The following is a 26,448-nucleotide window of genomic DNA, read 5'->3' on the forward strand; positions in this document are numbered from 1 at the left end:
TCAGGGGTCACCCGGACCTCCAGAGCATGGGACTGGACGACGACGCGCGGGAGTATCACCGGTCGGAGCCGCCGGGGAAGATCGAGATCTCGACGACCAAGCCGACGAACACCCAGCGGGACCTCTCGCTCGCGTACTCGCCGGGAGTCGCGGCCCCATGTCTCGACATCGCCGACGACCCCGAGGCCGCCTACGAGTACACGGCGAAGGGGAACCTCGTCGGCGTCGTCTCGAACGGCTCCGCGGTGCTCGGACTCGGCGACATCGGCGCCCAGGCCTCCAAACCCGTGATGGAGGGGAAGGGCGTCCTGTTCAAGCGCTTCGCCGACATCGACGTGTTCGACGTCGAACTCGACCAGCAGGACCCGGAGGAGATCATCGACACGGTGTCGGCGATGGAACCGACGTTCGGCGGCATCAACCTGGAGGACATCACCGCGCCGGCGTGCTTCGAGATCGAGTCGCGCCTGCGCGAGGAGATGGACGTCCCCGTCTTCCACGACGACCAGCACGGCACCGCCATCATCTCGGGCGCAGCGCTCCTCAACGCCGCCGACATCGCCGGCAAGGAGCTCTCGGAACTGAGCGTCGTCTTCTCCGGCGCCGGCGCGTCGGCGATCGCCACGGCGCGCTTCTACGTCTCGCTCGGCGCGGACCCGGACAACATCGTGATGTGTGACTCCTCGGGCATCATCACCGAGTCGCGCTCGGGGGAGATCAACGAGTTCAAGCGGGAGTTCGCGCGAGACGTGCCGGACGGCGACCTCGCGGACGCGATGGAGGGGGCCGACGTGTTCGTCGGCCTCTCGGCGGGCGGCATCGTGAGTCAGGAGATGGTCCGGTCGATGGCCGACGACCCGATCATCTTCGCGATGGCGAACCCCGACCCGGAGATCGCCTACGAGGACGCCAAGGAGGCGCGCGATGACACGGTCATCATGGCGACGGGCCGGTCGGACTACCCGAACCAGGTGAACAACGTGCTCGGGTTCCCGTTCATCTTCCGGGGCGCGCTCGACGCGCGGGCGACCGACATCAACGAGGAGATGAAGCGTGCGGCCGCCGAGGCGCTCGCCGACCTGGCGCGCCAGGACGTCCCCGACGCGGTCGTCAAGGCGTACGGCGACCAGCCGCTCCAGTACGGACCCGAGTACGTCATCCCGAAGCCGCTCGACCCGCGCGTCCTCTTCGAACTCGCGCCGGCCGTCGCCGAGGCGGCGATGGAGTCGGGCGTCGCGCGGACCGAACTCGACCTCGAGGAGTACACCGAGCGGCTCGAGGCTCGCCTCGGCAAGGGCCGCGAGATGATGCGCGTCGTGCTCAACAAGGCACGGTCGGAGCCCAAGCGCGTCGCGCTCGCGGAGGGGGCCGACGAGAAGATGATCCGCGCGGCCTACCAGCTCGCGGAACAGGAGATCGCGGAGCCCGTGCTGTTGGGCGACCGCGAGACCATCGAGACCACGACGCGGCGGCTCGGGCTCGACTTCGACCCGCAGGTCGTCGACCCGGACGCCGACGGCAAGGCCGACGAGTACGCCGAGCGGCTCTACGACCTCCGGAAGCGGAAGGGGATCACCCTATCGGAGGCGGGCGAACTGGTCCGCCGTGACACGAACTACTTCGGGAGCGTCATGGTCGAGGAGGGCGACGCCGACGCGCTGCTCACGGGGCTCACCCACCACTACCCGAGCGCGCTCCGCCCGCCGCTCCAGGTCATCGGCACCGCCGAGGACGCCGAGTACGCCGCCGGCGTCTACATGCTGACGTTCAAGAACCGGGTCGTGTTCTGCGCGGACACGACGGTGAACCAGGAGCCGGACGAGGAGGTGCTCGCCGAGGTGACAAAGCACACGGCCGAGCTCGCCCGGAGCTTCAACGTCGAACCCCGGGCCGCGATGCTGTCGTACTCGAACTTCGGCTCCGTCGAGAACGAGGAGACGGCCAAGCCGCGACGGGCGGTCGATCTCCTCCACGAGGACCCCGACGTCGACTTCCCGGTGGACGGGGAGATGCAGGCGGACACGGCCGTCGTCGAGGACATCCTCACGGACACCTACGAGTTCTCCCAGCTCGACGAGCCCGCGAACGTCCTCGTGTTCCCGAACCTCGAGGCCGGCAACATCGCGTACAAGCTGCTCCAGCGGCTCGGCGGCGCGGAGGCGATCGGCCCGATGCTCGTCGGCATGGGCGAACCGGTACACGTCCTCCAGCGGGGCGACGAGGTGAAGGACATCGTGAACCTCGCGGGCGTCGCGGTCGTTGACGCGCAGGGGGAGTAGCTTCGAAAGAGGGGCTCCCGAGAGGTCCTTTTGGTCCAGATTTTTCGAGGAGCGGTTCCGAGCGAGTGAAACGAGCGCGGAACCCGACGACGAAAAAGGTGGAAGCGACACCGTGAACCTCGCGGGCGTCGCGGTCGTTGACGCGCAGGGGGAGTAGGCACCGGCCGCGGGACGCGGGGCAGGCTCCGGACCTCGCCGCGAACCCGCCGGGGGACGGGCGGCCGGGAACGTCGGGCCTTTCGGTAGCATCCCCTTTCTTCCGGTTTATCGGCTTCCTAAACCACGACCAGTACTGTCGATCCCCGGTCACGTCGCGGCGTCCCGAGACCCCAGTTTATAAGTTAACGTCCTCCTTGGTGGGAGCCATGTCCGAGAGAGGGACGACGAGACGACGATTCCTGACCGCCGCCGGGTCGGCCGCCGCGACGGCCGCACTGGCGGGCTGTTCGAGCGGCGGCGACGAGACGCCCGACGGGGGCGACGAGACGCCCGACGGGGGCGACGGGACGCCCGGCGGCGACGGGACCGCGACCGACCGACCCGAGCCGGAGACGCGCGAGGGGTACCTCCAGCGGGCGAACCTCCACGTCCACGAGCAGGCGCCGTGGGGGTTCCTCAACCGGCAGTACTCGGTGTACGGCCAGTCCGACGACATCGAGTGGGAGCCCCGGGTCGACGAGCGCATCGCCGCCTACGCCATCGAACCGGCGACCGACGCCGGCGAGGACGTGACGATCACCCAGTCCCAGATGGACTCCGGGCTCGACCCGCAGGACCACCGCGAGACGCCGACCGACAACATCGTCCTGCAGGCGTACGAGGGGCTTCTCGAACGCGACGCCGAGGGGACCATCGTCCAGAAGCTCGCGACCGACTACGAGCGACTCGACGAGACGACCGTCCAGTTCACCGTCCGTGACGGCGTCACGTTCCATGAGGGCGAGTCGCTCGTCCCCGACGACGTCGCCTACTCGATCAACCGGATCGTCGACAGCGAGGTCGGCATCGAGAGCCCCCAGACCGACCAGCTGGTCGGCGTCGACGGGGCGTCCGTGGCGAGCGAGGACGACCGCACGGTGGAGGTGTCGCTCACCGGACTCAACCCCATCGTGTTCCAGTCGTTCGCGACCTACTGTGACGTCATGAACCGGGAGTGGGTCGAGGGTAACGACGACTCGTACGTCAACTCCAACATGAACGGGACCGGCCCGTTCGCGCTCACGAGCTACGAACAGGGCGTGGCAGTGGAGTTCGAGCGGAACGAGGACTACTGGGACGACCCGGCGGCCATCTCGACGCTCACCATCAACGCCGCGAGCGAGTCCTCGACGCGGGTCAACCGCCTGCTGAACGACGAGACGGACGTCGCGGTGAACGTGCCGCCACAGGAGGTCAGCCGCATCGACGGGAACGAGGGCACCTCCGTGTCGGCGGTCCCGTCCACGCGCGTCCTCTTCACGGCGATGCGCTACGACGCCGAGCCGTTCGACTCGCCGGAGTTCCGCCGCGCCATCAACTACGCAATCGACCTGGAGTCGATCATCGAGAACGTGCTCCAGACGTTCGGCGACGCGACCGGACAGCCGACCCTCGAGGGGTTCTTCGGCTACAACTCGGACGTGGACCCGTACCCGCAGGATCTCGAACGCGCGGAGGAACTCGTGGAGGAGTCGGGGTACGCCGACGCGGAGATCACGCTCGTGACGCCCATCGGGCGCTACCTCCGCGACGTCGAGATCGCACAGGCGGTCGCGGGCCAGGTCGACGAACTGTCGAACGTCTCGGCCGAGGCCGAACAGCAGGAGTTCCAGACGCTCGTCGGCCAGGTCACGACGGGGAACATCGAGGACAAGCCGCCGTGGTATCTCCTCGGCTGGGGCAACGCGACGTTCGACGCCATCCAGACCATCCAGCCGCTGCTGGCCACCGACGGCGCGTTGACCTCCTACGAGGACGAGGAACTGGACCGCCTGCTCGAGGAAGCACAGAACCTGCCGAGCGAAGAGAACTGAGTCGGTCATGGGCTACGGGCGATTTTTACTGAAACGCTCGCTCCAGGGTGTGGGCGTCGTCTGGGGGGTCGTGACGGTGGTGTTCATGCTGCGATTCATCACGCCGGGGAGCCCCGTCGACACCGTCGCACCGCTCGACGCCAGCCAGGAGACGCGCCGGCGCATCGCCGAGGAACTCGGCGTCGACCAGCCGATCTACGTACAGTACTTCGACTACCTGGCCGGCCTCCTCCAGGGCGACATGGGCTACTCGTACATCTCGAGCATCTCCGCGAGCGCCCAGGTGTTCAGCAAGCTGCCGGCGACGCTCGAGCTCGCGATCGCCGCGAGCATCGTCGCCGTCGTCATCTCCATCCCCCTCGGGGTGGTGAGCGCGACCCGTCGGCACGAACCCGCGGACTACGCGGCGACGACGTTCTCGCTCGTCGGCATCTCGACGCCGAACTTCTGGCTGGGCATCATGCTCGTGCTCGTCCTCTCGGTCGAATTCGGGCTGTTCCCGACCAGCGGGCGGGCGTTCGGCTTCGCCGACTCCGTCGGGGCGATCACGGGTCCGGCGCCGTTCTTCGAGGTTACGGGCGCTTGGCTGAAATCGCTCGCGCTGCCCGCCATCACGCTCGGGACGTACTTCACGGCGCTCATCACCCGGCTCACCCGGTCGGGGATGCTCGACGAACTCGGGAAGGGGTACGTGCGGGCCACCCGCGCGAAGGGCCTCCCCGAGACGCTGGTCAGGTACAAGCACGTCCTGCGGAACACGCTCGTCCCCGTCATCACCGTGCTCGGCCTGCAGCTGGGCACGCTCATCGGCGGGGCGGTCATCACCGAGGCCGTGTTCGCCTGGCCGGGGCTCGGCACCGAGGTCATCAACGCCATCAACGCGCGCGACTGGCCCATCCTGCAGGGGAGCCTCATCGTCATCGGCGTCGGCTTCGTCGTCGTGAACATCGTCGTCGACGCGCTGTACGCCTACCTCGATCCGAGGGTGATGGGCGAATGAAGCTCGGACCGCTCTCGGTCTCCCCCCGGACGATCCGTAACCTGAAGGGGGAGCTCCGGTCGAGCTCGCTCGCGAAGGTCGGCATCGTGCTCGTCGTCGCCATCGTGCTCGTCGCCGTGCTCGCGCCGTTCGCGGCGCCGCACAACCCGCGGACGCAGGACCTCGACAACTCCAGCGCCCCGCCGCTCGGCTTCACGACGACCGAGCAGCGGACCACCTCCGAGGTGGTGAACGGGAGCGTCGAGATCGTCAACGAGTCCGTGACCGTGAACGCGACCGCCCAGCACCCGCTCGGGACGAACTCGCTGGGGCAGGACATCCTCTCGCGGACCATCTACGGCGCGCGAACGTCGCTGCTGGTCGGCCTCTTCGGCACCGTGCTCGCCGGCGTGCTCGGCGTGAGCGTCGGTCTCGTCGCGGGCTACTACCGCGGCCGGGTCGACGACGTGCTGATGCGGACCGCCGACGTGTCGCTGGCGTTCCCGTCGCTGGTGCTCGCCATCGCGCTCATCGGCCTGTTCAGCCGGTTCCAGGCGGCGGTCGCGGTCAGCGTCCCGGACCCGTTCGTCACGAGCGGGGTCGCCGGGGCGTTTCGCGAGGCCGTCGGGCTGCCGACGCCGATGCCGCCGTCGGTGACGCTCCCCACGGTCGTCATCCTCGTCGTGGGCTTCGTCAACTGGGTGTGGTTCGCCCGCATCGCCCGCGGGGAGGCGCTCTCGATCCGCGAGGAGGAGTACGTGAAGGCCGCGCGTGCGCTCGGCGCGAGCGACGCCCGGGTCGTGCTCCGGCACGTGCTCCCGAACGCGATCACGCCGATCCTCGTGCTCGCGACCATCCAGGTGGCCGCGATCATCCTGCTTGAGTCCGCGCTGTCGTTCCTCGGCTTCTCGGGGACGACGCTCTCGTGGGGCTTCGACATCGCGCAGGGCCGGGACTACCTCTCCTCGTCGTGGTGGTACGCGACGATCCCGGGGCTCGCCATCGTGTTCGCGGTGATCGGCATCAACCTCGTGGGCGATTGGCTCAGGGACGCGCTCGACCCCGGCATCGAAGGGGAGGGGGGGATGTAGATGGCCCGCGAGTCAGCCGTCGGGGGCCACCCCGACGACGTGCTACGCGTCCGGAACCTGACCACGCGGTTCCACACGAGCGAGGGGCAGATCAACGCGGTCGAGTCGGTCGACTTCGACGTCCGCGACGGCGAGGTGTTCGGCGTCGTCGGCGAGTCCGGGTCGGGCAAGTCCGTCACCGCGCTGTCGGTCATCGATCTCGTCGACTCGCCCGGCCGCGTCGTCGAGGGGGAGGTGTGGTACCGCGACGCCGACCTCGCGGAGGAGTTCCGAGGGAGCGACCCGGACGCGGTCGACGGCGACTTCGTCGACGTCCGGCGGCTCCCGACCGGCGTCCGGCGCGCGCTCCGCGGGCCGGCGTTCTCGACGGTGTTCCAGGACCCGATGTCCTCGCTGAACCCGTCGCTCACCGTCGGCGAACAGATCGCCGAGGCCGTCGAGGTCCAGCGGCGCGCCCGCGCGAACCCGCGACGCACCCGCTCGCGCACCCAGGGCTACGGGCTCGGCCGGTTCCTCGTGGACTCGCTGCTCCCGAACCGGAGCTACGCGAGCGAGTCGAGCCACTCGCGCGCGGTCGAACTGCTCGAGCAGGTCGGCATCCCCGACCCGGCCGAGCGCGCCGAGGAGTACCCCCACCAGTTCTCCGGCGGGATGCTCCAGCGCGCGATGATCGCCCAGGCGCTCGCGGGCGAGCCGGACGTGCTCGTCGCCGACGAGCCGACGACCGCGCTCGACGTGACCATCCAGGCCCAGATCCTCGACCTGCTGCGGGACTTACAGGAGGAGGAGGGCATGTCCGTCGTGCTGATCACCCACGACCTGGGCGTCATCGCCCGGATGTGCAGTCGCGTCGGCGTGATGTACGCCGGCGAGATCGTCGAGCGGGGCACGCTCGCGGACGTGTTCGAGTCGCCGGTCCACCCGTACACGGAGGGGCTGCTCGGGTCCATCCCGGACCTCGAGGACCCCGCGCCGCGGCTCCGGCCCATCGAGGGGAACGTCCCGTCGCTGCTGGATTCGGAGATGGGCGACCGGTGTTACTTCGCCGACCGCTGTCCGAGGGCCATGCACGACTGTCTCACCCGGATCCCCGAGTACGACGTGGCGGAGGGCACGGACGAACACGCCGCGCGCTGCGTGCTCGCCGAGCGCGAGTACGACCAGGCCGACGCGCTCCCGGCCGACTACTTCGAGGCGGACGACCCGACCGCCGGACCCGCTGACGGGGTGACCGACGACGACGCGACCGGCGGTTCGGTCGTCGGCGAGGAGGTGTCGACCGATGACTGACCCGCTCGTCAGGGTCCGCGACCTCCGGAAGTACTACTTCGAGGACGACACGCTGCTGGATCGCCTCCTCGGGCGCGAGCCGACGAGCGTGAAGGCCGTCGACGGCGTCGACCTGGCGGTAGAGCGGGGCGAGACGCTCGGGCTCGTCGGCGAGTCCGGGTGCGGGAAGTCCACCACCGGCGAGACGCTGCTCCGCCTCCGCGAGGCGACCGAGGGGAGCGTCGAGTTCGACGGCGAGGACGTGCTGGGGATGTCCGGGGAGGAACTGCGGACGTTCCGCAGGCGGGCCCAGATCGTCTTCCAGGACCCGTTCTCCAGCCTCGATCCGCGGATGACCGTCGGCGACGTCGTCGCCGAGGGGCTCTCGATCCACGGGCTCCCCGAGGAGTCGCCGGCGGACGGTCGGTCGGACCACGAGTGGCGCCGCGACAGGGCGAAGGAACTGCTCGAACGGGTCGGGCTCTCGGCCGACCAGGTCGACCGCTACCCCCACGAGTTCTCGGGCGGCCAGCGCCAGCGCGTCGGCATCGCCCGCGCGCTCGCGCTCGACCCCGAGTTCGTCGTGCTCGACGAGCCGGTGTCGGCGCTCGACGTGAGCGTCCAGGCCCAGATCCTCAACCTGCTCGACGATCTGCAGGAGGAGTACGGGCTGACGTACCTGTTCATCGCCCACGACCTCTCGGTCGTCCGGCACATCTGCGACCGCGTCGCGGTGATGTACCTCGGCGAGGTCGTCGAGACCGGCCCGACGGACGCGATCTTCGACGAGCCGAAACACCCGTACACGAACGCGCTGCTGGAGTCGGTTCCGCGCGCGGACGTGAGCGAGCAGGGCCGACGGGTGGACCCGCTCTCGGGGGACGTCCCCTCGCCGCGGAACCCGCCTTCCGGCTGCCGATTCCGGACGCGGTGTCCCGAAATCATCCCCCCGCCGGGCGTGGAGATCGCCCAGCGGGACTACCGGCGCGTGATGGACCTCCGGGACCGGCTCGAACGCGGCGGGTTCGACGCCGACTCCGTGCGGGAACGCCTGGACGACCCCGACGCCGGTGCGGTCGCGTTCAAGCGGGCCGTCAGGGACGAGTTCGAGCTCGACGGGATCGCCGGCGCGAACATGGACACCGTCGAGGACGCGCTCGAGATCCTCGCGAACGGGCGCGAGGAGGAGGCCGCGGCGCGCCTCCGCGACCGGTTCGAGTCCGTGTGCGAGACGGACGCGCCGCCGCTCCCCGACCGACCCCACCCCGCGGCCTGTCACCTGTTCCACGAGGACGCGGGTCCGGACGACGGCCGTCCCGGCGGGGGTGACGGGCCGATCGCCGAACCCGACCTGGACGGGGGGCCGGCGACGATGATCGGCCACCCCGCGGCCGGGGAGGCCCCCGACGACGGCGACGACTCCACCGATGTAACCGACGGGAACGGGGCCGACGGACGCGGTTCGCCGGAACCGTAACCCTCACCGCCTGCGGGCGGAAACCGTCGGTGTGAGCCGGTACCGAAACCTCTCGCTGTTCCTCGTTCTCGCGGCCGTCTGGGGCTCGGCGTTCATGGCCATCAAGGCCGGACTCGGCACGCCCGACGCGCCCGGCGGCTTCTTCGAGGCGCCGGTGCTGTTCGCGGCGGTCCGCTACGACGTCGCCGGCGTCCTGATGCTCGCGTACGCCTGGTACGTCGTCGACGATCCGGTCCCGCGGGGCCGCGACGAGTGGGCGACCGTCGCCGTCGGCGCCGTCCTGCTCATCGCCGCGTACCACGCCTTCCTGTTCGTCGGCGAGACCGACCCCGCGGTGACCAGCGCGGCCGCCGCGGTCATCGTCTCGCTCTCTCCGGCGCTCACGACCGGGTTCGCCCGGGCGTTCCTGCCGAGCGAGTCGCTCACGGCGGTCGGTGTGCTCGGCCTCCTGCTCGGACTCGCGGGCGTCGTCGTGCTGGCCGACCCCGACCCGGGGAACGTCCTCGCGGGCGGCGCCGTCGCGAAGCTCCTCGTGTTCCTGGCGGCCGCATCGTTCGCGCTCGGGTCGGTGTTGACCCGCCGCATCGACGCCGGGATGCCGATCGAATCGATGGAGGCGTGGTCGATGGTCGGCGGCGCGCTCGTCATGCACGTCGCGGCGTACGGTCGGGGCGAGCGCGTCGGGGACGTGGCCTGGACCGCGGACGCCGTCCTGGCGCTCGCGTACCTGTCGATCGCCGCCTCCGCGCTCGGCTTCCTCGTGTACTTCGACCTGCTCGACCGACTCGGCGCCGTCGAGATCAACCTCGTCTCCTACGTCGCGCCGGTGTTCGCCGCGCTCTCCGGGTGGGCGTTCCTCGCGGAGACGCCGACGCCGGCGACGGGCGCAGGCTTCCTGCTCATCTTCGGCGGGTTCCTCCTGCTGAAGCGGCGGGCGGTGCGCGCGGAGTGGTCACGGGTTCGCGGCGAGCCGACGCGGTAAGCCGCGTTAGTCGGTTCGTAGACCGAACCCGGCCGGACGGTAGGCGTACGCTAAGACACGTCGTCGGCAGCGGCCATCACGTCGGAATCACGGTACGGAGAAAAAGGATCTGCTCCCGTGATGAACGGTATAGGGCGATCTGAGGCGGTCGTGAAACGAGGTAGGGTGACCGTACGCGCCGTGAAACGTCCGAAGCGTCGCGAACGCTCTGCCGACTATATGGGGTCGGCGTCCGTGGACTACGACGAACACCAGGCCATGACTCCCTCCACTCCCCTCCGCGAGTTCGCTCGGCTTACCAGGACCGTCCAGAACCGGACGGAGCTCTCCCCGATCCGCGCGATGGCGTTCTACACCGCCATCGGCCTCCCGCTCCTGTATCTACCGCTGCTCGTGAACGGCCTCGACTCGTCGGACGGGCCGCTGTTCGCCGCGCTCGTCTGTGCCAACTTCGCCGCGCTGCTCGCGGGGCACGGCTACCGGGCCGAGTAAGCGCTTCGAAACCCCGTTTCACGCGAGTTCGCGCGCCCCCGTAGCGCGGCACCCGTCGCGTCCACGCACGGTTCTTCGCGCGAGCGGTCGCTGGTGGACGGTCCATAGCGCCGCCGCTCCGTTCCCGTTCAGGTCGGTTCGACCGCCGTCCGGACGGCGGACCCGACATCGGACGCCGGGGCGCCCTCGGAGAAGCGCGTCGGGGGCAGGTTCTCTCCGTCGGCCTTCCGTCACTTCCCCGACCGGCCACGCCACCATCGGGAGGACGCCCACGGCCGACGCGGTACGCCGGCGCCGAAACGAACGGGAACGCGGGATCCGGCGGATCGATCCGTACGCCGCCCGGATGGGGCCCGAAACGCGGACGGCGATCCTCGTGACTGGACCGTCGTTCACGACGGAGACGGCTGCCGGGAGGGAAGCACGGACGTCACCCGTGCCGACTACGCGATCCGCTCGTTCCCCGTGACGGTCGGTCGCCCAGACGACACCGGGCGTACATCAGCGGGAGCCCCGCGAGCAGGCCCGCCGTGGCGGCCGCGCCGAGCACGAACGCGACCAAGACGGGGACCATCCCGGCCGTCAGCATCTCGACCCCCCAGACGCTCGCGAATCCGACGACCCACAGACACCCCGTCAGCAGGGCCGTGACCGACCCGAAGACACCCCCGTACGGGTACGTGTACGAGTCCCGCCGTTCGACGAGCGTCCACCAGACGGCCGTTCCGACGACGAGCGCCGGACTCGCAAGCGTGACCATCGGAAACCGCGTCGGGAGCCCGATCACGGCTCCGAATGGAACTAACACATCGGAGAGCAGGAACGCGATCGCGGTGCCACAGACGAACGTGTAGAGGCCCGCGTACGCCGACCACCTCGTCGAAGGGGAACCGCCGGAAGCGGCACGGACGGCGGTATCCATGGTCGAGCTACGAGCACACTCGGCATAGTTTTTAGCATCCCGCTGTCACCCGAACTCCCGAAGCGCTTGGCTCGCGAGCGTCGCTGCTGACGGTTCGAGCACGGGACGCCGTGAGAGACGGACCACGGTTTCGTACGAGTTCCGTCCCTCATCGATGCTTCCCGACGTTTCGCGAGTGAAGTTCGTCCTCGGCCTGCCACACGCGGGGGCGGACTGCGATGACGCCTGCACCGAGATACAGCACGACGAGGGTCGCCGTGACGAGGACGCCCGGAATCGACCCGATGGCGGCGCTGGCAGGCCAGGGGGCGGGCGTAAACGCGGTGGCGTGGATCACCCACGCGCCGAACATGATCGTGAAGAGCAACATGTAGATCCGGCGAAGGCGGTGCGCGATCGCTTCCTCCCTGGTGATCTTGATGACGGGCGTTCGGTAGTCCTGACTCAACTTCCGCCGCCAGGCCGGATCGTCCAGGCCGGCGGATGGGTCCAACCCGTACGCGAAGACGTTCTTCTGGAGGGTGCGAACGCGGCCCCGCCAGAGGTCGTAGCCGCGATACCGCTGGGCCTCCATCAGGAGGAACGCGCCGAGGGCCGCCATCCCCAACAGGAGGATGTAGTGGGGGCGCTCGGGGCCCGAAAAGCCCCACGTGAGAACGCCGCTCATGACGAGAACGGCCCAGTTCGACGTCCGATCGAGTCGTTCCCGCCAGTACTTCATCCGGTGCATCTCGCCCCGGTACAGGTGCGCCATCGAGGAGCCCGGCGCCATCTCCTCCTCGAAGAGGCCCTCCCCAGTTCGCGCCGGCTGGCGTCGGTCGGATCGACTTCCTTCGCCGAGTTCTGTGCCATCGCCCCTCATCGTTCGTCGGCCGGACTTATAGAAGTAGGAACCCCGCCCGGACCGGGTCCGTCTTCGATCCTCCCCGTCGGGACCCGACGCGACCGGCGACACACGGCCTCGACGGAGCGATTGATCCCGCCGTTTCGCTCGATCGCTTCGCCGGTCGACGCCGCCGAACGAACCGCTACGGACGGGAGTGCGTGCGAACGGCGGCCTCGTCCGGAGCGCCGTGCCCCGTTTCCGTCTCCGTCGAACGTCGCTGGTCGGCTGCTGGTCGCGCCCGCGTTGCCCCCGGTCGGGCCGTTCTCGGCGTCGCACCTTGTTGATCGTCACGCGCGCGGGACGGCCAGTGATCGGACCGGTCGACGACTCCGAAGTGGACGAAGCGGCGGGAGACGGTGACCCGCAATCGACGACGCGTCGGGTAGCCTTTCGACGGATTCCGAGGTCGAGGTCGTCGATCAACCCCGAATCCGGCGTGTACACTCGCCGATGAACGTGTTGAGGTCGCGGGCCGTTTCCGGGGCCAAGGAGACGACGGTGCCGCGGTCGACCCCTCTCGGAAAGTGCAGGATGATCGCGTCGTCGAAGATACGAACCGTCGCGTGCAGGTCGCCGAACGGGAACGAACGTTCCTCCTTCGACGATGCCTCCGGGCGGAGGCGTTTCAACATCCGGTCGATCTCGCTCAACAGGCGCTCCTCCCGGAGATCGTCCCGGAGATAGAGGACGTCGGTTTCGGCCCCGTCGTACCGGATCGTTCCCCTGTGGTACTCTCCCGCCTTCGCCTGCAGATATCGGACCAGGTCGACTGAAGCCATGTGCTGCCCATGTTACTACGTCCTAATAGTCTCACAGGCCAGTGTTGATTTTACCAAAAACCGGGCTCCTCGCCCGGTATCGTGACTTTACGTTCGGCCCCGCGCCGACGGAGTCATGGAACCCCGGCGTGAGCCGCGGTTTCCCGTTCGAGTAGGTGAGCAGCACACCGTAGACTGATGGGAGGGTGGCGTCCGAGGGGCGGCGTTCCTTCGGACCGGGTCGGTCGCCGTTCGCCCGGACGACGCTTCCGTGTGGTCCCGGCGGTCGTCGCTCGTGGTCGCAGGCGGCGCTGGCGTGCATCCGGCGACGCTGCGACCGGATGGTACCGCCCCACGGGCGAGACACCCCCTCGTGGAGCGCGGGACGCCGCTGATGCGGTTCGGTGGTCCACTCGCCGCAGTAATCACGGAGGGGTGTCCTCGTTCGATTCGACGCTCACGCTGATCGCCCCTGAAATCGCCCGAAGCGAGGGCTACTCTTCGGGTAAACCCCGAAAAATCGCGTGAGAACAGTGGGTTGGGGCAGGAAGGACACACGTCATTCCTGCTCACCCCCTGAACCGCCGAAATCCAGCCGATCCACGAACTGACGCCGCCGTTCCTCCAGCTCTTCGCGCTTCGTCGGCTGGTCGTAGTGCTTCTCCAACGTCCGCACCGACGTGTTCACCCGCTTCGCAACCACCTCGATCGGGACGCCCCGGTTCAGCTGCCAGGTGATCGAGCCCGTCCGCACCTGGTGCGGGCTGCGCGACGAGGGGCACTTACTCGCCTGCGTGTGGTCGATGAACTCGCAGGTGTCCGACTCCTTCCCGTGCGGACAGGGTGAGTGGTGACACGGGAACGTCGCCATGTACATCCAGACGCGAACCGAGTTCTCCGATCCGCGACCGACGCTGCTGGTGAACAGCGGCTTGCGGCCGTACTCGTCGAAGGTATCGTGCCGGTGGTTCGCGATGTAGGCGTCGACGACGTCACAGACGTGCCGGGGGAGCCCGACCGCCCGCTCCCCGTCGAGCCCATTCTTCAGCGGGGTGTCCTCGTCCGGCCGGTGAACGAACTGGAGGTACTCGTCGTCCGAGTCGTAGTGCTTGAGATCGAGCGATCGAAGGCCGCCCAGTCGGGCGCCGACGAACCACGCCAGTGAGAGGAGCGCGTGTGCTCGCGAGCCGAAGTCGTCGGTCTCGTAGTGGGCGAGCAGCGCTCTCGCGTCGTCCGTGTGGAGCCGGGTGTTGTCGACCTGCTCTTCCTTTGGGACGTCCGGCGGGTCGACCTTCTCGGGGAGGTTCTCGTCGACGAGCTCGATCCGCGCACAGTACTCGAGAAACTGCTTGAGCGTGCCCAGTTCCTTGTTGAGCGAGATGAGTTCGATCCCCGTCTCCCGGCGGTGGGTCTCGTACGTCTCGATGTCCCATCCCGTGAGATCGTTGATGGGCGTGATGCTCTCATCCTCGCACCACTCGATGAACAGCTTCAATTGGTAGTGGTAGGCTGAGACGGTCGAGTCGGCCTTCGAACCGCGGAGGCGACCGAGCCACCGCTCGAACGCCTCACGCGGGGTCAGGTCGGGGACACGGCTGCCCCCGTCGGTCGTCGCTCCGATGCGGATCTCGTAACTCTGTGTTTCGCTCATGTCAGTAGTTCGCTCGGTTTGTGTCGTGGCGCTCTGCGCCGCCGATCGGTCGTTCTGGTCAGACGGTGACATCGATCAGGCCACCCCCTGTGCGGCATCCTGCGCCTCCCGCAGCGCGATCGGTGACCGGCCCGCGGACAGCTGCTCGAGCAGCCCGATCTCGTCGAGGATCTCGCTGGTCGTCTTCCGGTCGAGTCCGAGATCCCGCTGGACGTGGTGGAGGGTCTGGGCGCCCGTGAGTGCGTCAACGAGGTCCTCCCGGTCGATGCTATATCTCGACAGGTCGACCCTGTCGGTGCTCACCGCCTCGGTCGTCTGGTCCGGGACCTGACCGTCCTCGTCGGTATCCTCGCTCGCTCCGGACTCCTCGCTCTCCTCACTCGGATCCTCGCCATCCTCGACGTCACCGAGGACGTCCCCGAGGCCGTACACCCCAATGACGCGGAGCGTCCTCTCGCGACTCCAACCGACGTCGTCGACGACGTCCTGGATGTGCTCGGCGTCGCGGACGATCGCCTCGAACTCCCCGGGCTCGAGGTGATCGAGCGTCGCCTGCGGGACGCCATGTTCCTCGGTGCGGTGGATCGCGAGTTCGAGCGAATCGTTCAGCGTGGCGCCGCAGTGGCACTCCCGCGGGAAGCCTTCCGCCGACGGCTCGTCATCTTCGTCATCCCTTCCGTCTTCCTCCTCATCCGGGTCACCGTTGTCCTCGCCATCCTCGTGCCCGTCGTCGGCATCGTCCGGTTCCGACTCCTCGTGGCCGACGTCTTCGTCGCCGCCTTCGTCGGGCTCCTGGTCTGCAAGACGGTACAGGTTCCGGCGCCGGTCCTCCGGGTCCTGCCGCGTGTTCACGCGCCCGTCGCGCGTCATCGACGACAGTGCGTTCCGGTAGTGAGAGCTCGACGTCTCGAGGAGCAGCTCGATCTCACTGCTGGGGAGCTCGCCGTGTTTGTCGAGGACGGTTGTGATTCGCTCTTCGGCCGACGGTGACTCGTCATCGCCCTCTTCGTCGACGGTGTCCTCGACGCCACCGTGAACGCGCCCCTGGTGGATCGAGAGCCCGAGCTCGGTGTCAGTCGCGTACTCACAGTCGTCGACGTCGCACGCATGCTCGTCGCCGTCCGTCTCGGCGACGTCGACGTCAGGCTCGGGGTCGCCGTCTCCCTCTGGCTCCGAGACCGAGACAGACTCGGTCTCCCCCTCGATCGGGACAAAGACGGTGAGGTCTGCCCGGATCGAGGCGCCGTCGACGGCGACGCCAGCGAGGCGGGCGTCCTGAACCTCGACGTCGGTCTGGTCCTCGACCCGTTCGACGATGTCCGCGAGGTCGCGGAGCTGGGCGGAGACGTTCATCCGTTGCCCCCCTCCTCGCGGACGTGCTCCTGAACGCGCTCGAGGACGTCCTCGTAGCGGTGGTCGACGTCGTGCTCGCGAACGGCCCAGTCGCTCGCGACCAGCGGGCGGTCGCCCTCCTCGAGTGCGTCAAGCGCAGCCTCGACGGCCGCGTCGACGCGGTCCGAATCGGACTGAATGGAAGCCATCACGTCGTCACCTCCACGAGGACGAACCCCCAGCCGAGGCAGGCCCAGCGGACTCGTGCCCGGAGATCGTCATCCCCAGAGGCCCCTCGGCTTTCACCATCGGGACGTCGAGCTCTGATTCGTCAGTCGGCATGGGCCTCACCTCCAGAGAGGAAGCAGGGCCCGCAGGGGAGCACGCCCCCCGACGGGTTTGGCCCTGGACAACCGGGCGTCCCGTTGACGCACGTAGCGTCCTGGTCGCCGACGCCTGCGTGGGTCCGGGCGGCGTTGGCGCTCGCGCGGTGCCAGTGCCTGGCGGCTCCACCGTCGGTCGCGACCGCCCCCTCGGCCTCGTCGAGGCGTTCGGCGAGCCGGTCGAGCTTCGCCTCGCGCGCCGCATCGATCCGGCTCGGGTCGATGACGAGGCGCAGCTGCTCGAGCATGATCTCGGCGTCGGCAATCTCCTTGACGAGGTCGGCCTCGTCACCGAGACCGTTTTGGGTGCGAGCGAGCTCCGCACCCAGCTCGCAGCACTCCTCGGTCGCCTTGTCGACCTGGGCGGCGGCCCCCCAGGTGCCGAGCGCGCGCTCGTAGAGAGCCTGGACGTCGCGACCGCCGTCGGTGACGACGTCGACGTCGTCGTTCTCCCAGCGGATCGTCGCCCGGGAGGTTCGCTGCATCATATCGAGGACGCCCTTCGTCGCGACGATGTGGCTTGGGGTCCGGTCGCGAGCGTCCGCGGCCGCCTCGTCCTTCTCCTCGAACGGGCCGGCGACGACGGCGCCGCGGTCCTCGTCGACGACGTAGAACTCCTCGTCGTCCTGGTCGCGACGGACGGCGGTCGCGACCGCCCGCTCAAGGTCGACGTGGTGCTGCTCCTTCCGCGCGTGGCGCTCCATCTTTTCGCTGACGTCGACGAGGTCCTCATCCTGGAACGACCAGGTGCAGTCGGTGCAGTCGGCGCGGTGGGTCACCGTCGTCCACCTCCGAAGCGCTGCACGGTCGGGCGCCAGTCCGGAAGGAGCCCGTTCCCCTCCTGCGGCGGCGCCTTCGTCCCCGTCCAGGAGCGCTCGGTTCGCGTGAACTCCGGGTCGGGCTTGCCCTGTTGGGCGGCGACCGCATCCTCGAGGTTCGACGCCGTCCGGCACTCGACGCACTCGGTCGTCGTCCCGGGCGTCGAGCAGGTCGGACACGGCATCAGCCGCTCACCTCGTCGGCGTCGGCGGCCTCGAGTTCGGCGGCGAGCGAGTCACCGGGCGAGTGCCCAGGGACGAGTCGCTCTCGCGTGTCCGGGATGTCGAACCGAAGCCCGCACCCATTGCACCGGTAGTCGTGCTCGGAGTCCGGGACGTCGCCGGTGTACCCCCGGCGTCTGGGGTAGAGCTGCGACGAGCCGCACTCGGGGCAGACCTTCAGCTTCTCCTCTTCGTCACCGCCGCTCGCAGTGGACGCGCCCGTCACGGCCCATCACCGCCTTCGACCGCGTCGTCGTCCATCGCTGCGGCCTCGGCGAGCAGTGCAATCCGCCGGGTGATGCGTGCCATCTCGCGGCACATCTCGGCGACGTCATCGCGACCGGACAGGTCGGCGTACTCGTCGTCGAGCTGGAGGTGGTCGCCGGCGAACTCGATTCGATCTGCGGCCTTGCGCAGCTGGACCGGGGGTGAGTTCGGGTTCTCGACCTCGGACTCGCTCACGACTCGTCACCCCCGACGTAGGCGGTGATCCGCTCGTGGAGCTGGTCGGCGCCTGCCGGCTGCCCGGGAACGTACTTCGAGAAAATCCAGTCAAGGTGGTCGAAGAGCGCCTGCTCGCCGGCGGCAGTGAGTGCGTACTCGTTGGTCCGCTTGTCGAGTTCGCTCTTCTCGACGAGGCCGTCTTCGACGAGCGAGTCGAGGTTCGGGTAGAGCCGCCCGTGGTTCACCTCGGCGTCGTAGTACGCCTCGAGCTCGCGCTTGATCGCGAGCCCGTACATCGCCTCCTCGGAGAGGATGACGAGGATGTTCTGCTGGAACGCGGTCAGGACAGTCGCGTCGGTCTCGGTGTCGATACTGCTTTCCGTAGTCGGGGCGTCCCCCCGGCTGTCTCGGTGTGAATTCATCGTTGGTTGGTGGTCTGCATCGGGACTCGCGGCAGACCGGACGCGCCTAGCATTGGACTGTCGGACGCGTCCGGTGGGTGCCGTGAAGCTCGGTTGGTTCTTCGGACGGTACGGATAAAGCTGGGGGCTATGTTACCGGGGGGTGTATTTGCCGGCCAGTAGTTTGCACGTACTGGCCGCTGCCATTGCTTAACAGCTCTATAACTAACGCCTCCGGCACTGGATTGGGGCATGCGGTTTGGTATTCAGTTTCGGCCGGCGCGGTGGGGCGCGCCGGTCACTCGGTTAATTCACGAGCGACGGTTGTTCGTATTTTCAGCACTATGGTCAACGATCTCGTCAATCGCCTCTCGGACGATGTCGGAGACGCTCACGTTGTTACCGGGTTCGCTCCTCTCGTGAGCGATTTCTTCGAGTTCTTTGCGCCGACTAGAGTCGACGCGAACTCGGATGGCGTCATCGTATGTTTGACTACGACCCATCGTGCCACTGTATCACTGGACCAGTAATAACTGTACCGGTGGTACAGTGGAACATGAGAGTACATTTTTGGGTGGTACAGTGCAACAGCGCAACATGGAACGGACTGAACGGTTATCGACGAGCGTGACGGAAGAGACGAAACAACGGTTCCGTATTCGGGCCGCTCAAAAAGGGATGAACATGAGCGAATACCTCCGAGAATTGGTTCTTCAGGATATAGATGACGGGGATGAGGAGGGAAACGCGAACCAGGCGAAAATGGCGCAGACGGCTGACTAACCAGTATTCTGGGGGAGTACGTCCATGAGTGGATCGAGGTGTGAGCGGAGGTCGGGATCCACGGGCTCGTACTGGACGTCCCCCTCAGTCTTCTCGTCGTCTTCTACGTCGTCGAACTTCTCGATCAGGTCGTACTCGCGGAGTTTTCGGAGGAAGGCCCGCCGCCGCCCACGCGTGACCGGCATCTTGGGTCGGTCAGTATACACCGAGTCGCCCATCACGTCGTAGAAGGCGTGGAGTTCAGTACCGGTAATCGGCCCTTCGACGCGCACGATTTCATACAGCACGTGGTGGTGAAAGGGAAGCGAGCGGAGGTTGGCCTCCCGAATGTTCTTCTGAGCTCGCACGTACCCATCGGCGATGTCGTCAGCGTCGATCAGACGGTGGTCGCGCTCTCCGCCGTACATGGCCGCCTCGTAGAGCGTCTGGATACCGTCGCGAGCGACGCCGGCGACGCGGTCAGCGATCTGTTCGAGTCGATCACGGTCCACCACGCCGGGGTGAAGCCCTCGATCGGCACGTGCCTCGAGGATATCCGCCAGCTCGTTCACGGCGTAACGGTCCAGTGGGATGTGGTGGTCGCCCTTAAACGTAGAACGGTGGACCTCGTCGACCTGCGAGAGCCAGCGTTCGGCCTTGTGGCAGATGGCGACGACTGAGATGGTCGGGGCCCGCGAGAGCAGCGAGAGGAGGTTGCTATCGGGGACGTCGTCCGCCTCGTCGAGGACAAGCACCCCGGGCTCGTTGAGGCCATCATGGAGCATCCGGGGGAGTTCGTCGATCGGCGTTCCCTGATGAACGCTCGCTCCAATCGAGAGCTTCCTAATTGCGTTTCGGAGGATGTTGCCGGGCGTCGAGCCGACGCAGCGAACGTGAGCGCTCGCGACGGCCGCCTGGTCGTCAAGTCGGGCGAGGACGTGCCGGGAGAGCACGGTCTTACCGACGCCGGAGGGCCCGGAGAGGAGGACGTCCTCGGCGCGGTCGCCGTCAACGACGGGTTGGAGGGCACGAGAGAGCTGCTCGATCTCGGCCTCCCGGTGCTCGAGCCGATGGGGCATGTGCGTTTCTTGGAAGACCTGTGCGTCGGATATCATCACGGCCCGACGTGACGATGGGCTATAACATAAAGGGGGTTTGACTACCGGGGGTAGGCTGGGTAGTGTTCAGGGCTGGAATGAACCACCATATATTCAGAGATATTATTAATAAATACATTATGTTTATCGCCACCATTGGGAGACGGAAGCTTATATGTGGTAATTATTGACACTGATAATATTAATCGTTTATCGTAAGTATGACTGCTGTATCATCAGTAATTACTCAAATTCAGATGACTGGTTCGCCGCAACTCACCGTACTCGCCGTTGACGACGATCCTGATTTCGTTGCGCTGACGGCGCAGGCGCTTGAACGTGAAGATCCCAACTTCAAAGTTCAGACGGTAACGAACGCTATCGACGCCTTTGAGCAGTTTGCAGATAACGACATCGACTGTATCGTAAGTGACTACGAGATGCCAGAGATGTCCGGGCTCGCACTCTTGGAAGATATTCGTATGCTTGACGAACACGTCCCATTTATCCTCTTTACTGGCAGAGGGAGTGAAGAAGTCGCTAGCGACGCAATTTCAGCGGGGGTGACAGACTATCTCCAAAAGCAATCGGGGACTGACCAGTATACACTGTTAGCAAACAGGATTCGTAATAGCGCCGCTCAGCATCGAGCCAAGCACGAGCGCCAACTCACAATCGACCGTATGACTGACGCACTCCTAGAAGTAGACGACAGCTGGCAAGTTACGACGGTTGACAGTCGCGCCGAAGCAATCTACGACGTGGATGCCGACGAGATGCTTAATCGGAACCTCTGGGAGATATTTCCGGAGGCTATCGATACGAGCTTCTACGACACGTATCACAAGGTGATGGAGACGCGCGAACCGCTTGTGCTGAAAGACTATTGCGACGTCCTCGAACTCTGGTTTGAGGTCAACGTCTATCCGGCACCTGACGGTGGAATCTCTGCCTACATCCAAGATGCGACCAAGCGTATGCCAAGCCCATCACATGACTACCACCGAATTCGTGGATGAATTCAGCGTCCTCCTTCTGGAGGACAGTTCGACACACATGGAGCTCTTTGAGAAGTGGCTCACTGGCGTGTCGACGAAGCGAGCAGCGACACCACAGGACATTTTTCGAGTATTCGATTCAAGTATTGCCGTTGCGTGCCTTTCTCAGTCCCTCCTCGAAGACGACGAAGAGGAGATTCGTCGATTCATCCTGAACCGAAATCCGTACTGCCAACTCATCCTGATAGCAGCATGCTCATCGCCTGATGTCCTGTACGAGGAACATTATGATGCGACGATAGCACGGCCCGTTTCCAGGGAGGAATTACAAGCAACCGTCGAAAAACGCCTCATGTACGGGATGTATAGTGCACTCCTCGACGAGTTCTATACATTGAACGCGGAGCTTCTCTCACTCCAGCGAGCGGGAGATTCTGAGGTCGATGTAGATCAGGAAGAGTTGGAGGAGCGACTCCATCAGGTGAGGGTCCCACTGGACCGACTCACAAAAGCAATCGACCACGACGACACGAGAGCATTGCTCAGGAGTCTCAACCTCCACAGGAAGTACTTGACCGAACCTGCTCAAACGATTGAGACTACGACGACGTCCAAGTACCATCCCAACGCGTGTCCGAACTGCGCTCTCCCCTGGGGAATTGATCACCGAAACGAGTTGGGCGAGGGATTCACTTCGATTGGCGCATACGTGTGGAAATGTATGCGGTGTAACGATATCACACATGGAACGAGTCCGAGTGACCGCCGCATTGCACGACGGTAATCCTTCGAGTAACCGATTGTGAGAGTTGCCGATCAGACAACTCATCCATTATCGGTCCCCCCACTGTCTCCCGACGGCCTCCAGGGGATCACGCCCGTTGCTGGCCGCGTTGATCCAGCAAAACCGAAACTCCTCCTCCGACTTGTTGTAGTCCCAATTCTTACCCATCGCTGGCTTCCGCGAGGTCGCCCGGTCGGGGATGGACGAGTAACGTCGGCGGGTCGTCCTCTTCGATACCGCCGAGATACAGCTCCGTGTTGTACCCTTCCTTCATGAGCCGGTGCTCGTTGTGCTCGAGTGCCGACTTGCTTGCGTGAATCTTCGCGACGCTCTGCCCCTCAACCGCGGTCGCGTCGAGTGCGAGTATGCCGGAGAGTTCCGCGGCGAACTCCTCGAGCGGCGTGTACTCAACACCACGTTGACGAACGACGACGCTCTCGTCGAAGACCGGCGCGACGCCCGTGACGTCGACGCCCCGCTCGGCGAGTTCGTGGTACGCCGCGTGGGCGGCCGCGCGCAGCGCCTCGTCGGGGATCTCCTCAAAGTCCTCTCCGAGAATTCGGAGGTGTTCAGGCATCGTCCTCCTCAATCCGGTCGAGTAGGGCGTCGAGTTCGTCGCGGAGCTCGCGCGTCCGTTCGGCGTTCAGCGCGATCCCGCCCGGCGTCGACGTCACTCGGACACGTCCGATCTCCTCGCTGTACCACGCCTTCAGCGCCGTCCCGCTTCCCGGCGGGTCGTACTCAAACATCGTTACCCCTCCGGCAGCGTGGGCACGTCTCGGGCCCGTCGGGGTCGCCGAGGAACGTCACGACGCAGTCCGTGCAGTCGATCTCGGCGGCCGGCACCGACGGCGTGATCACGGCGAACTCGTCGATCGACAGCTCGGTCGGATCGCTCGCACTCATGCAACCCTCCGCGTCGACGCCGTCACGCGAGCGCCGTCCTTCGAGGACGTCTCCGCATCCTCGGGGGAGGTAGTCTGGAAGGCGTCGCCCTCGTCCGGCTCGACCCGGTAGGTCGTCTCGACGGTCATACGTCCCCCGTGTAGCCGCGCGACGCGAACGGCGCCAGTTCGGCGATCTCCTCATCGAACGGGCCCGGTGCCGTCGCGGTTCCTCGGTCGGATTCCGATTCGTCGTCCGTCGTGTCGCGGGCTTTAACCCCCGCGGGAGTCGTAGTCGACATTGCTGGTTGATCCAGCACGGTCGAGGGCGTTCCTGCGCCCGCGGCCATTCTGCGGCCGACTCCCGTGCTCATCTTCTAGTAGAACTTCCCCCACCTTATAGATTGTGCATTATGCCCACTCGATAAGCCTATGCACTCCATAAGGGCTAAGTGCGCATGAATGGTACTTTTGCCCATGCCGCCTGCACAAGCACCGGAAGAGATGGACGCCGACGACCTGACTCGGACCGATCGCGCCATCTTGGACGTCCTCCAGGAGGGGCGCGGCGGTGACGAGCCGTGGGGGATCGCGACCAAGGGGAGGCTCGTCGACGAGACGGGGTTTTCCCGGAACTCCGTGTACAACCGACTCGAAATCCTGGAAGTTGCCGGCTTCGTCGAAGTCATCCACGAGGGGACTCGGGAATTCAAATTCGTCGAGGATCCGCGGGAGGCCGACAATGTCTGAGACTGCCTCGGCTGTTGACTGGCCGCCGAACTTTGAGCACCGATCGCCTCAGGAGCGCTCCCGGAACCGCAACTTCGACGTTACCCTCGCCCGCGCGTTCGACGACCTCGAGGCGGAGCTGGAGCGCGTTGGCGTTGACGACTTCCGCTACTCGTTCGATGCCGAAGCGCGGAAAACGGACAGCCGTCCCTACGCCCGAGCGAACCCGGACGACCCAAGTTTCGTCCTCCGATGGACGATGGATGGCAAGCAGTACGCGGTCGGCTGTGATGCCTACTCGCGGCTCCGAGACAACGTCCGGACCGTTGGACTGTACGTCCGCGAGAAGCGGAAGATGGAGTCCCGCCCGGTGGCGACTGGGGAGTCGGAGTTCGCGAACGCTCGCCTCCCGCCAGGTGACGATGAGGCTGAGTCGGTCGTGGTGGCCGAGCCGGCGCCCGACCCCCACGAAGTCCTGGGCGTCACCGAGGACGCGGAGGAGGCGGTCGTGAAGGCGGCTGCGCGGCGGCTGAAGGCCGACCGTCACCCGGACAGCGGCGGGAGTACCGAGGAGTTCCAGCGCGTCGTGAAGGCCGAGGAGGCGCTTCTCGATGGCTGACCGTGCAGACTACGAGGGGGACATTCCTCAACGACGGTTCCAAAACGGCTGGAAGAAGTTCCACGCCGAACGCGATTGCGGAGCGCAAACCGTCTGGTACATCGAGAACGCGTGGATGCACGCGGACCCGTGGACCCTCTACTGTTGCCGGTGCACCTCGGCGGTCCACGAGGACGAAGTGCTGTTCGTCAATGACTCGTGGTTCAACGAGTTCAACGAAGAGCACGGATACCGTGGCTCATTCGAGGACTTCACGCTTAGTGAGGACCGGGTATTGGAACTCGGACCGGACCCTGACGGTGAAGGCCTCATCGAAGGAATTGCGGACCAGCAAGAGGAGTGCAACGATAGGCGAGACGAGCACAGGGAACGACTGAAAGAGGCCGGGGTGCCGCATCTCCAGGAGGAAGGCGATTGAATCGTTTTCCTGGTCTTGGGGAGTGGCTTCGAGATCTGGGTCAGTCGGGAGGGGAAGTTCGACCCACATCTCCGATAGGCAGCCCTACTGTTATCCGCCTGAATCCCCTACCATGATATATGGCAGATGATAAACAGGGCCGAGATGAGCAAGCGGATGATCAAAAACGTCGCCAGCGAGAGCGGATGCAAGAGGAGGCACGTACCCGCGCCGATGAAGAAGAGCCGATGCGCGTCGACTCTGGTGAGGGGCTTGGTGATCTTGATGAAGCGCTCAAATCGCACGACTATCCAGCCACGACAAATGAGTTGGTTGAGGCCTATGGCGATTATGAACTTGAAACTCAGGGCGGCAAGAAATCCCTGGAGGACGTGCTCGCTTCAACTGATGATGAAATGTATGACTCAGCCGAGGACGTTCACAGACGGCTACTGGAACTCATAGGCCGATAGCACAACGGTCCAACACACTCATCTCGCAAATTGGACCGCCCGTGCTGAGATAAACGCCGTCTGTGGTTACCTCTCTGCTGAATCCACACGACGAGTTCGGCGCCGAAACAATCACAATCCTGGCGGTGGTGTGACAGCCATGGATGAAGACAGCCTCGAAGCTGACACGGATCGATACTGCCCCGACTGCATGTACGAAGTATACTCCGGCGACGGGAACTACTTCTGTAATAACTGCAACGCCGTCGTCCCATACTCCGACGCCGTCAAAGGCGACGACATTCACGCCTCGACGTAGGTGGCTCTGCCCCCAGCACTAATTAGAGGGTGGCCGAACAGGCGACCATGCCCACCGGAAGCGACCACGCCTGGAACGCACAGGTCGAGCTCAACCAGATCGACGAAGACGAGTATTCACAGGCCACGCGCGACCTCCTCGACAACTGTCGCGAGGCGGTCGAAGACCTCGCCGTCGAGTTAGAACTCGAAGAGGCGTAATCCAGTCCATCACGCCTTAACACACCCGGGGAAAGCCTATCCGGCTCCATCCCGTGGTATGGTTCGTGGCTGAAATAGGATGACACGCAACAGCCATCAGGACGCCATTTCGGAAGCCCAGTTCGACCGCCTCATGAAGGCGGCACGTGACATGCCCTCCCCCTACAGCGAGGAGTGTGAGTTCATCCTCATCACCGCCGGCAGGCTGGGGATGCGCGCCGGCGAGTTGTGCCATCTCACGCCCGAGTGGCTCAACACCGAGCGGTCGCTGATCGAGGTGCCCAGACACGACCCCTGCACCAAGGGGAAGCACGGCGAGATCTGCGGCTACTGCGCGAAGCAAGCGGCCTCGGCCGCCGAGCACGATGAGGACAAGACCATCCTCGACGCGATGGAGCAGCGGTGGGAGCCCAAGACCGACCACGCGGTCCGCGCCATCCCGTACGACTTCGACGAGGCACTGGCCGAGCGTCTCGAGGAGCTGGTCGACGACGGTGGCTACCGCCGGAGTCGGGTGTCGGTGAACCGGCGGGTGGACCGCGTCGTTGAAGCGGCCGGGATGGACTCCGCGGGCATCTACCCGCATGCTCTGAGGGCCACGGCGAGCACGTTTCACGCCTGCCGTGGGCTCCCGCCGTCGGCACTCCAGAGCTTCATGGGCTGGGCGGACCTGAGTGTGGCGAACAAGTACGTCAGGCTGTCAGGGGAGCAGACGGCCCGGGCGCTTCGGGAGACGCACTCGTAGCGCCGCCGCTGTTCACTTCTCAACGGTGTAGCCCAGCCCCGGACAGACCAATTCCCGGTGCCGT

General features: G+C 66.0%; 34 protein-coding genes and 1 pseudogene. 18 read left to right on the top strand and 17 right to left on the bottom strand.

Annotation, left to right across the window (positions count from 1 at the left end):
• Window positions 1–26 precede the first annotated feature (26 nt).
• The 8 genes from HUG12_RS15355 to HUG12_RS15390 all read left to right on the top strand — a co-directional run bounded on the left by HUG12_RS15355 (window position 27) and on the right by HUG12_RS15390 (window position 10,581).
• A complete protein-coding gene (locus HUG12_RS15355; RefSeq protein WP_179269618.1) occupies window positions 27–2,279 on the top strand; it encodes an NADP-dependent malic enzyme in 2,253 nt (750 codons plus the stop codon).
• A gap of 365 nt (window positions 2,280–2,644) precedes the next feature.
• On the top strand, window positions 2,645–4,291 hold the full coding sequence (locus HUG12_RS15360) for an ABC transporter substrate-binding protein (RefSeq protein WP_179269619.1): 1,647 nt from the start codon (window positions 2,645–2,647) through the stop codon (window positions 4,289–4,291).
• 7 nt (window positions 4,292–4,298) lie between these two features.
• On the top strand, window positions 4,299–5,291 hold the full coding sequence (locus HUG12_RS15365) for an ABC transporter permease (RefSeq protein ID WP_179269620.1): 993 nt from the start codon (window positions 4,299–4,301) through the stop codon (window positions 5,289–5,291).
• Window positions 5,288–6,361: an ABC transporter permease gene (locus HUG12_RS15370; protein WP_179269621.1), complete on the top strand. Its 1,074-nt coding sequence runs from the start codon at window positions 5,288–5,290 to the stop codon at window positions 6,359–6,361. The genes HUG12_RS15365 and HUG12_RS15370 overlap by 4 nt, the downstream gene beginning before the upstream one ends.
• Entirely contained in the window at window positions 6,362–7,651 is a 1,290-nt protein-coding gene (locus HUG12_RS15375; RefSeq protein WP_179269622.1) for an ABC transporter ATP-binding protein, read from the top strand.
• Entirely contained in the window at window positions 7,644–9,107 is a 1,464-nt protein-coding gene (locus HUG12_RS15380; RefSeq protein WP_179269623.1) for an ABC transporter ATP-binding protein, read from the top strand. The genes HUG12_RS15375 and HUG12_RS15380 overlap by 8 nt, the downstream gene beginning before the upstream one ends.
• A 31-nt stretch (window positions 9,108–9,138) precedes the next feature.
• Complete coding sequence (locus HUG12_RS15385; RefSeq protein ID WP_179269624.1) at window positions 9,139–10,089, top strand: DMT family transporter; 951 nt, start codon at window positions 9,139–9,141, stop codon at window positions 10,087–10,089.
• A 258-nt stretch (window positions 10,090–10,347) separates the two neighbouring features.
• A complete protein-coding gene (locus HUG12_RS15390; protein ID WP_179269625.1) occupies window positions 10,348–10,581 on the top strand; it encodes a hypothetical protein in 234 nt (77 codons plus the stop codon).
• A 430-nt stretch (window positions 10,582–11,011) separates the two neighbouring features.
• Here the strand turns inward: HUG12_RS15390 and HUG12_RS15395 are convergent, their stop codons facing one another.
• From HUG12_RS15395 to HUG12_RS15445, 11 genes and pseudogenes are all read right to left on the bottom strand, one after another.
• On the bottom strand, window positions 11,012–11,503 hold the full coding sequence (locus HUG12_RS15395) for a hypothetical protein (RefSeq protein ID WP_179269626.1): 492 nt from the start codon (window positions 11,501–11,503) through the stop codon (window positions 11,012–11,014).
• A gap of 148 nt (window positions 11,504–11,651) precedes the next feature.
• Window positions 11,652–12,355: pseudogene (locus tag HUG12_RS15400) on the bottom strand (DUF2270 domain-containing protein).
• Window positions 12,356–12,808: 453 nt separating this feature from the next.
• Window positions 12,809–13,168: a hypothetical protein gene (locus HUG12_RS15405; protein ID WP_179269628.1), complete on the bottom strand. Its 360-nt coding sequence runs from the start codon at window positions 13,166–13,168 to the stop codon at window positions 12,809–12,811.
• Window positions 13,169–13,706: 538 nt separating this feature from the next.
• Window positions 13,707–14,798, bottom strand: coding sequence for a tyrosine-type recombinase/integrase (locus tag HUG12_RS15410; protein WP_179269629.1), 1,092 nt, complete (start codon window positions 14,796–14,798; stop codon window positions 13,707–13,709).
• Window positions 14,799–14,873: 75 nt separating this feature from the next.
• Entirely contained in the window at window positions 14,874–16,151 is a 1,278-nt protein-coding gene (locus HUG12_RS15415; RefSeq protein ID WP_179269630.1) for a hypothetical protein, read from the bottom strand.
• Window positions 16,148–16,339 carry a hypothetical protein gene (locus tag HUG12_RS15420; RefSeq protein WP_179269631.1) on the bottom strand — a complete coding sequence of 64 codons (192 nt, stop codon included), beginning with the start codon at window positions 16,337–16,339 and terminating at the stop codon, window positions 16,148–16,150. The genes HUG12_RS15415 and HUG12_RS15420 overlap by 4 nt, the downstream gene beginning before the upstream one ends.
• 122 nt (window positions 16,340–16,461) lie before the next feature.
• Complete coding sequence (locus tag HUG12_RS21510) at window positions 16,462–17,292, bottom strand: nucleoside triphosphate pyrophosphohydrolase family protein (RefSeq protein ID WP_218836331.1); 831 nt, start codon at window positions 17,290–17,292, stop codon at window positions 16,462–16,464.
• On the bottom strand, window positions 17,289–17,516 hold the full coding sequence (locus HUG12_RS15430) for a hypothetical protein (protein WP_179269632.1): 228 nt from the start codon (window positions 17,514–17,516) through the stop codon (window positions 17,289–17,291). The genes HUG12_RS21510 and HUG12_RS15430 overlap by 4 nt, the downstream gene beginning before the upstream one ends.
• Window positions 17,516–17,779, bottom strand: coding sequence for a hypothetical protein (locus HUG12_RS15435; RefSeq protein WP_179269633.1), 264 nt, complete (start codon window positions 17,777–17,779; stop codon window positions 17,516–17,518). Before HUG12_RS15435 ends, HUG12_RS15430 begins: the two co-directional genes overlap by 1 nt.
• On the bottom strand, window positions 17,776–18,015 hold the full coding sequence (locus tag HUG12_RS15440; RefSeq protein ID WP_179269634.1) for a hypothetical protein: 240 nt from the start codon (window positions 18,013–18,015) through the stop codon (window positions 17,776–17,778). The genes HUG12_RS15435 and HUG12_RS15440 overlap by 4 nt, the downstream gene beginning before the upstream one ends.
• Complete coding sequence (locus tag HUG12_RS15445) at window positions 18,012–18,419, bottom strand: PadR family transcriptional regulator (RefSeq protein ID WP_179269635.1); 408 nt, start codon at window positions 18,417–18,419, stop codon at window positions 18,012–18,014. Before HUG12_RS15445 ends, HUG12_RS15440 begins: the two co-directional genes overlap by 4 nt.
• Before the next feature lie 576 nt (window positions 18,420–18,995).
• Here HUG12_RS15445 and HUG12_RS15450 point away from each other — a divergent pair.
• Complete coding sequence (locus HUG12_RS15450) at window positions 18,996–19,181, top strand: plasmid mobilization protein (protein ID WP_179269636.1); 186 nt, start codon at window positions 18,996–18,998, stop codon at window positions 19,179–19,181.
• On the opposite strand, the gene HUG12_RS15455 is transcribed toward HUG12_RS15450, so the two are convergent.
• Window positions 19,178–20,275 carry a Cdc6/Cdc18 family protein gene (locus HUG12_RS15455; RefSeq protein WP_179269637.1) on the bottom strand — a complete coding sequence of 366 codons (1,098 nt, stop codon included), beginning with the start codon at window positions 20,273–20,275 and terminating at the stop codon, window positions 19,178–19,180. The two genes, HUG12_RS15450 and HUG12_RS15455, sit on opposite strands and share 4 nt — an antisense overlap.
• 239 nt (window positions 20,276–20,514) lie before the next feature.
• Between HUG12_RS15455 and HUG12_RS15460 the strand changes: the two genes are divergently transcribed.
• Both HUG12_RS15460 and HUG12_RS15465 read left to right on the top strand, forming a co-directional pair.
• Complete coding sequence (locus HUG12_RS15460; protein ID WP_218836332.1) at window positions 20,515–21,276, top strand: response regulator; 762 nt, start codon at window positions 20,515–20,517, stop codon at window positions 21,274–21,276.
• Window positions 21,251–22,039 carry a hypothetical protein gene (locus tag HUG12_RS15465; protein ID WP_179269639.1) on the top strand — a complete coding sequence of 263 codons (789 nt, stop codon included), beginning with the start codon at window positions 21,251–21,253 and terminating at the stop codon, window positions 22,037–22,039. Before HUG12_RS15460 ends, HUG12_RS15465 begins: the two co-directional genes overlap by 26 nt.
• 160 nt (window positions 22,040–22,199) lie before the next feature.
• On the opposite strand, the gene HUG12_RS15470 is transcribed toward HUG12_RS15465, so the two are convergent.
• From HUG12_RS15470 to HUG12_RS15485, 5 genes are read right to left on the bottom strand one after another with little or no spacing between them, the layout of a single operon-like run.
• On the bottom strand, window positions 22,200–22,616 hold the full coding sequence (locus HUG12_RS15470; RefSeq protein ID WP_179269640.1) for a hypothetical protein: 417 nt from the start codon (window positions 22,614–22,616) through the stop codon (window positions 22,200–22,202).
• A complete protein-coding gene (locus tag HUG12_RS15475) occupies window positions 22,609–22,788 on the bottom strand; it encodes a hypothetical protein (RefSeq protein ID WP_179269641.1) in 180 nt (59 codons plus the stop codon). Before HUG12_RS15475 ends, HUG12_RS15470 begins: the two co-directional genes overlap by 8 nt.
• On the bottom strand, window positions 22,781–22,945 hold the full coding sequence (locus tag HUG12_RS15480; protein WP_179269642.1) for a hypothetical protein: 165 nt from the start codon (window positions 22,943–22,945) through the stop codon (window positions 22,781–22,783). The genes HUG12_RS15475 and HUG12_RS15480 overlap by 8 nt, the downstream gene beginning before the upstream one ends.
• A complete protein-coding gene (locus HUG12_RS21905; RefSeq protein ID WP_281362305.1) occupies window positions 22,942–23,073 on the bottom strand; it encodes a hypothetical protein in 132 nt (43 codons plus the stop codon). The genes HUG12_RS15480 and HUG12_RS21905 overlap by 4 nt, the downstream gene beginning before the upstream one ends.
• The gene (locus tag HUG12_RS15485; RefSeq protein ID WP_179269643.1) at window positions 23,070–23,297 is read right to left on the bottom strand and encodes a hypothetical protein; all 228 of its coding nucleotides are present in this window, start codon (window positions 23,295–23,297) and stop codon (window positions 23,070–23,072) included. The genes HUG12_RS21905 and HUG12_RS15485 overlap by 4 nt, the downstream gene beginning before the upstream one ends.
• Window positions 23,298–23,427: 130 nt before the next feature.
• Between HUG12_RS15485 and HUG12_RS15490 the strand changes: the two genes are divergently transcribed.
• The 7 genes from HUG12_RS15490 (at window position 23,428) to HUG12_RS15520 (ending at window position 26,384) form a co-directional block, all read left to right on the top strand.
• Window positions 23,428–23,673: a helix-turn-helix domain-containing protein gene (locus HUG12_RS15490; RefSeq protein ID WP_179270664.1), complete on the top strand. Its 246-nt coding sequence runs from the start codon at window positions 23,428–23,430 to the stop codon at window positions 23,671–23,673.
• Complete coding sequence (locus tag HUG12_RS15495; protein ID WP_179269644.1) at window positions 23,666–24,271, top strand: DnaJ domain-containing protein; 606 nt, start codon at window positions 23,666–23,668, stop codon at window positions 24,269–24,271. The genes HUG12_RS15490 and HUG12_RS15495 overlap by 8 nt, the downstream gene beginning before the upstream one ends.
• On the top strand, window positions 24,264–24,689 hold the full coding sequence (locus tag HUG12_RS15500; protein WP_179269645.1) for a hypothetical protein: 426 nt from the start codon (window positions 24,264–24,266) through the stop codon (window positions 24,687–24,689). Before HUG12_RS15495 ends, HUG12_RS15500 begins: the two co-directional genes overlap by 8 nt.
• Before the next feature lie 119 nt (window positions 24,690–24,808).
• Window positions 24,809–25,141, top strand: coding sequence for a DUF5789 family protein (locus tag HUG12_RS15505; RefSeq protein WP_179269646.1), 333 nt, complete (start codon window positions 24,809–24,811; stop codon window positions 25,139–25,141).
• Between the two features lie 139 nt (window positions 25,142–25,280).
• Window positions 25,281–25,439, top strand: coding sequence for a hypothetical protein (locus HUG12_RS15510; protein WP_179269647.1), 159 nt, complete (start codon window positions 25,281–25,283; stop codon window positions 25,437–25,439).
• Between the two features lie 47 nt (window positions 25,440–25,486).
• Window positions 25,487–25,639: a hypothetical protein gene (locus HUG12_RS15515; protein ID WP_179269648.1), complete on the top strand. Its 153-nt coding sequence runs from the start codon at window positions 25,487–25,489 to the stop codon at window positions 25,637–25,639.
• 79 nt (window positions 25,640–25,718) lie between these two features.
• Window positions 25,719–26,384, top strand: a complete 666-nt coding sequence (locus tag HUG12_RS15520) for a tyrosine-type recombinase/integrase (RefSeq protein ID WP_179269649.1) — start codon at window positions 25,719–25,721, stop codon at window positions 26,382–26,384.
• Window positions 26,385–26,448: the final 64 nt, after the last annotated feature.

The organism is Halorarum salinum, from assembly GCF_013402875.1.
GTDB classification, from domain to species: domain Archaea; phylum Halobacteriota; class Halobacteria; order Halobacteriales; family Haloferacaceae; genus Halorarum; species Halorarum salinum.

Bases quoted from the DNA above. Each gene is read 5' to 3' on its own strand.
- HUG12_RS15355 (WP_179269618.1), top strand. From the start codon at position 27: ATGGGACTGGACGACGACGCGCGGGAGTATCACCGGTCGGAGCCGCCG.
- HUG12_RS15360 (WP_179269619.1), top strand. From the start codon at position 2,645: ATGTCCGAGAGAGGGACGACGAGACGACGATTCCTGACCGCCGCCGGG.
- HUG12_RS15365 (WP_179269620.1), top strand. From the start codon at position 4,299: ATGGGCTACGGGCGATTTTTACTGAAACGCTCGCTCCAGGGTGTGGGC.
- HUG12_RS15370 (WP_179269621.1), top strand. From the start codon at position 5,288: ATGAAGCTCGGACCGCTCTCGGTCTCCCCCCGGACGATCCGTAACCTG.
- HUG12_RS15375 (WP_179269622.1), top strand. From the start codon at position 6,362: ATGGCCCGCGAGTCAGCCGTCGGGGGCCACCCCGACGACGTGCTACGC.
- HUG12_RS15380 (WP_179269623.1), top strand. From the start codon at position 7,644: ATGACTGACCCGCTCGTCAGGGTCCGCGACCTCCGGAAGTACTACTTC.
- HUG12_RS15390 (WP_179269625.1), top strand. From the start codon at position 10,348: ATGACTCCCTCCACTCCCCTCCGCGAGTTCGCTCGGCTTACCAGGACC.
- HUG12_RS15395 (WP_179269626.1), bottom strand. From the start codon at position 11,503: ATGGATACCGCCGTCCGTGCCGCTTCCGGCGGTTCCCCTTCGACGAGG.
- HUG12_RS15405 (WP_179269628.1), bottom strand. From the start codon at position 13,168: ATGGCTTCAGTCGACCTGGTCCGATATCTGCAGGCGAAGGCGGGAGAG.
- HUG12_RS15410 (WP_179269629.1), bottom strand. From the start codon at position 14,798: ATGAGCGAAACACAGAGTTACGAGATCCGCATCGGAGCGACGACCGAC.
- HUG12_RS15415 (WP_179269630.1), bottom strand. From the start codon at position 16,151: ATGAACGTCTCCGCCCAGCTCCGCGACCTCGCGGACATCGTCGAACGG.
- HUG12_RS15420 (WP_179269631.1), bottom strand. From the start codon at position 16,339: ATGGCTTCCATTCAGTCCGATTCGGACCGCGTCGACGCGGCCGTCGAG.
- HUG12_RS15430 (WP_179269632.1), bottom strand. From the start codon at position 17,516: ATGCCGTGTCCGACCTGCTCGACGCCCGGGACGACGACCGAGTGCGTC.
- HUG12_RS15445 (WP_179269635.1), bottom strand. From the start codon at position 18,419: ATGAATTCACACCGAGACAGCCGGGGGGACGCCCCGACTACGGAAAGC.
- HUG12_RS15450 (WP_179269636.1), top strand. From the start codon at position 18,996: ATGGAACGGACTGAACGGTTATCGACGAGCGTGACGGAAGAGACGAAA.
- HUG12_RS15455 (WP_179269637.1), bottom strand. From the start codon at position 20,275: ATGATATCCGACGCACAGGTCTTCCAAGAAACGCACATGCCCCATCGG.
- HUG12_RS15460 (WP_218836332.1), top strand. From the start codon at position 20,515: ATGACTGGTTCGCCGCAACTCACCGTACTCGCCGTTGACGACGATCCT.
- HUG12_RS15465 (WP_179269639.1), top strand. From the start codon at position 21,251: ATGACTACCACCGAATTCGTGGATGAATTCAGCGTCCTCCTTCTGGAG.
- HUG12_RS15470 (WP_179269640.1), bottom strand. From the start codon at position 22,616: ATGCCTGAACACCTCCGAATTCTCGGAGAGGACTTTGAGGAGATCCCC.
- HUG12_RS15475 (WP_179269641.1), bottom strand. From the start codon at position 22,788: ATGTTTGAGTACGACCCGCCGGGAAGCGGGACGGCGCTGAAGGCGTGG.
- HUG12_RS15480 (WP_179269642.1), bottom strand. From the start codon at position 22,945: ATGAGTGCGAGCGATCCGACCGAGCTGTCGATCGACGAGTTCGCCGTG.
- HUG12_RS21905 (WP_281362305.1), bottom strand. From the start codon at position 23,073: ATGACCGTCGAGACGACCTACCGGGTCGAGCCGGACGAGGGCGACGCC.
- HUG12_RS15485 (WP_179269643.1), bottom strand. From the start codon at position 23,297: ATGAGCACGGGAGTCGGCCGCAGAATGGCCGCGGGCGCAGGAACGCCC.
- HUG12_RS15490 (WP_179270664.1), top strand. From the start codon at position 23,428: ATGGACGCCGACGACCTGACTCGGACCGATCGCGCCATCTTGGACGTC.
- HUG12_RS15495 (WP_179269644.1), top strand. From the start codon at position 23,666: ATGTCTGAGACTGCCTCGGCTGTTGACTGGCCGCCGAACTTTGAGCAC.
- HUG12_RS15500 (WP_179269645.1), top strand. From the start codon at position 24,264: ATGGCTGACCGTGCAGACTACGAGGGGGACATTCCTCAACGACGGTTC.
- HUG12_RS15505 (WP_179269646.1), top strand. From the start codon at position 24,809: ATGGCAGATGATAAACAGGGCCGAGATGAGCAAGCGGATGATCAAAAA.
- HUG12_RS15510 (WP_179269647.1), top strand. From the start codon at position 25,281: ATGGATGAAGACAGCCTCGAAGCTGACACGGATCGATACTGCCCCGAC.
- HUG12_RS15515 (WP_179269648.1), top strand. From the start codon at position 25,487: ATGCCCACCGGAAGCGACCACGCCTGGAACGCACAGGTCGAGCTCAAC.
- HUG12_RS15520 (WP_179269649.1), top strand. From the start codon at position 25,719: ATGACACGCAACAGCCATCAGGACGCCATTTCGGAAGCCCAGTTCGAC.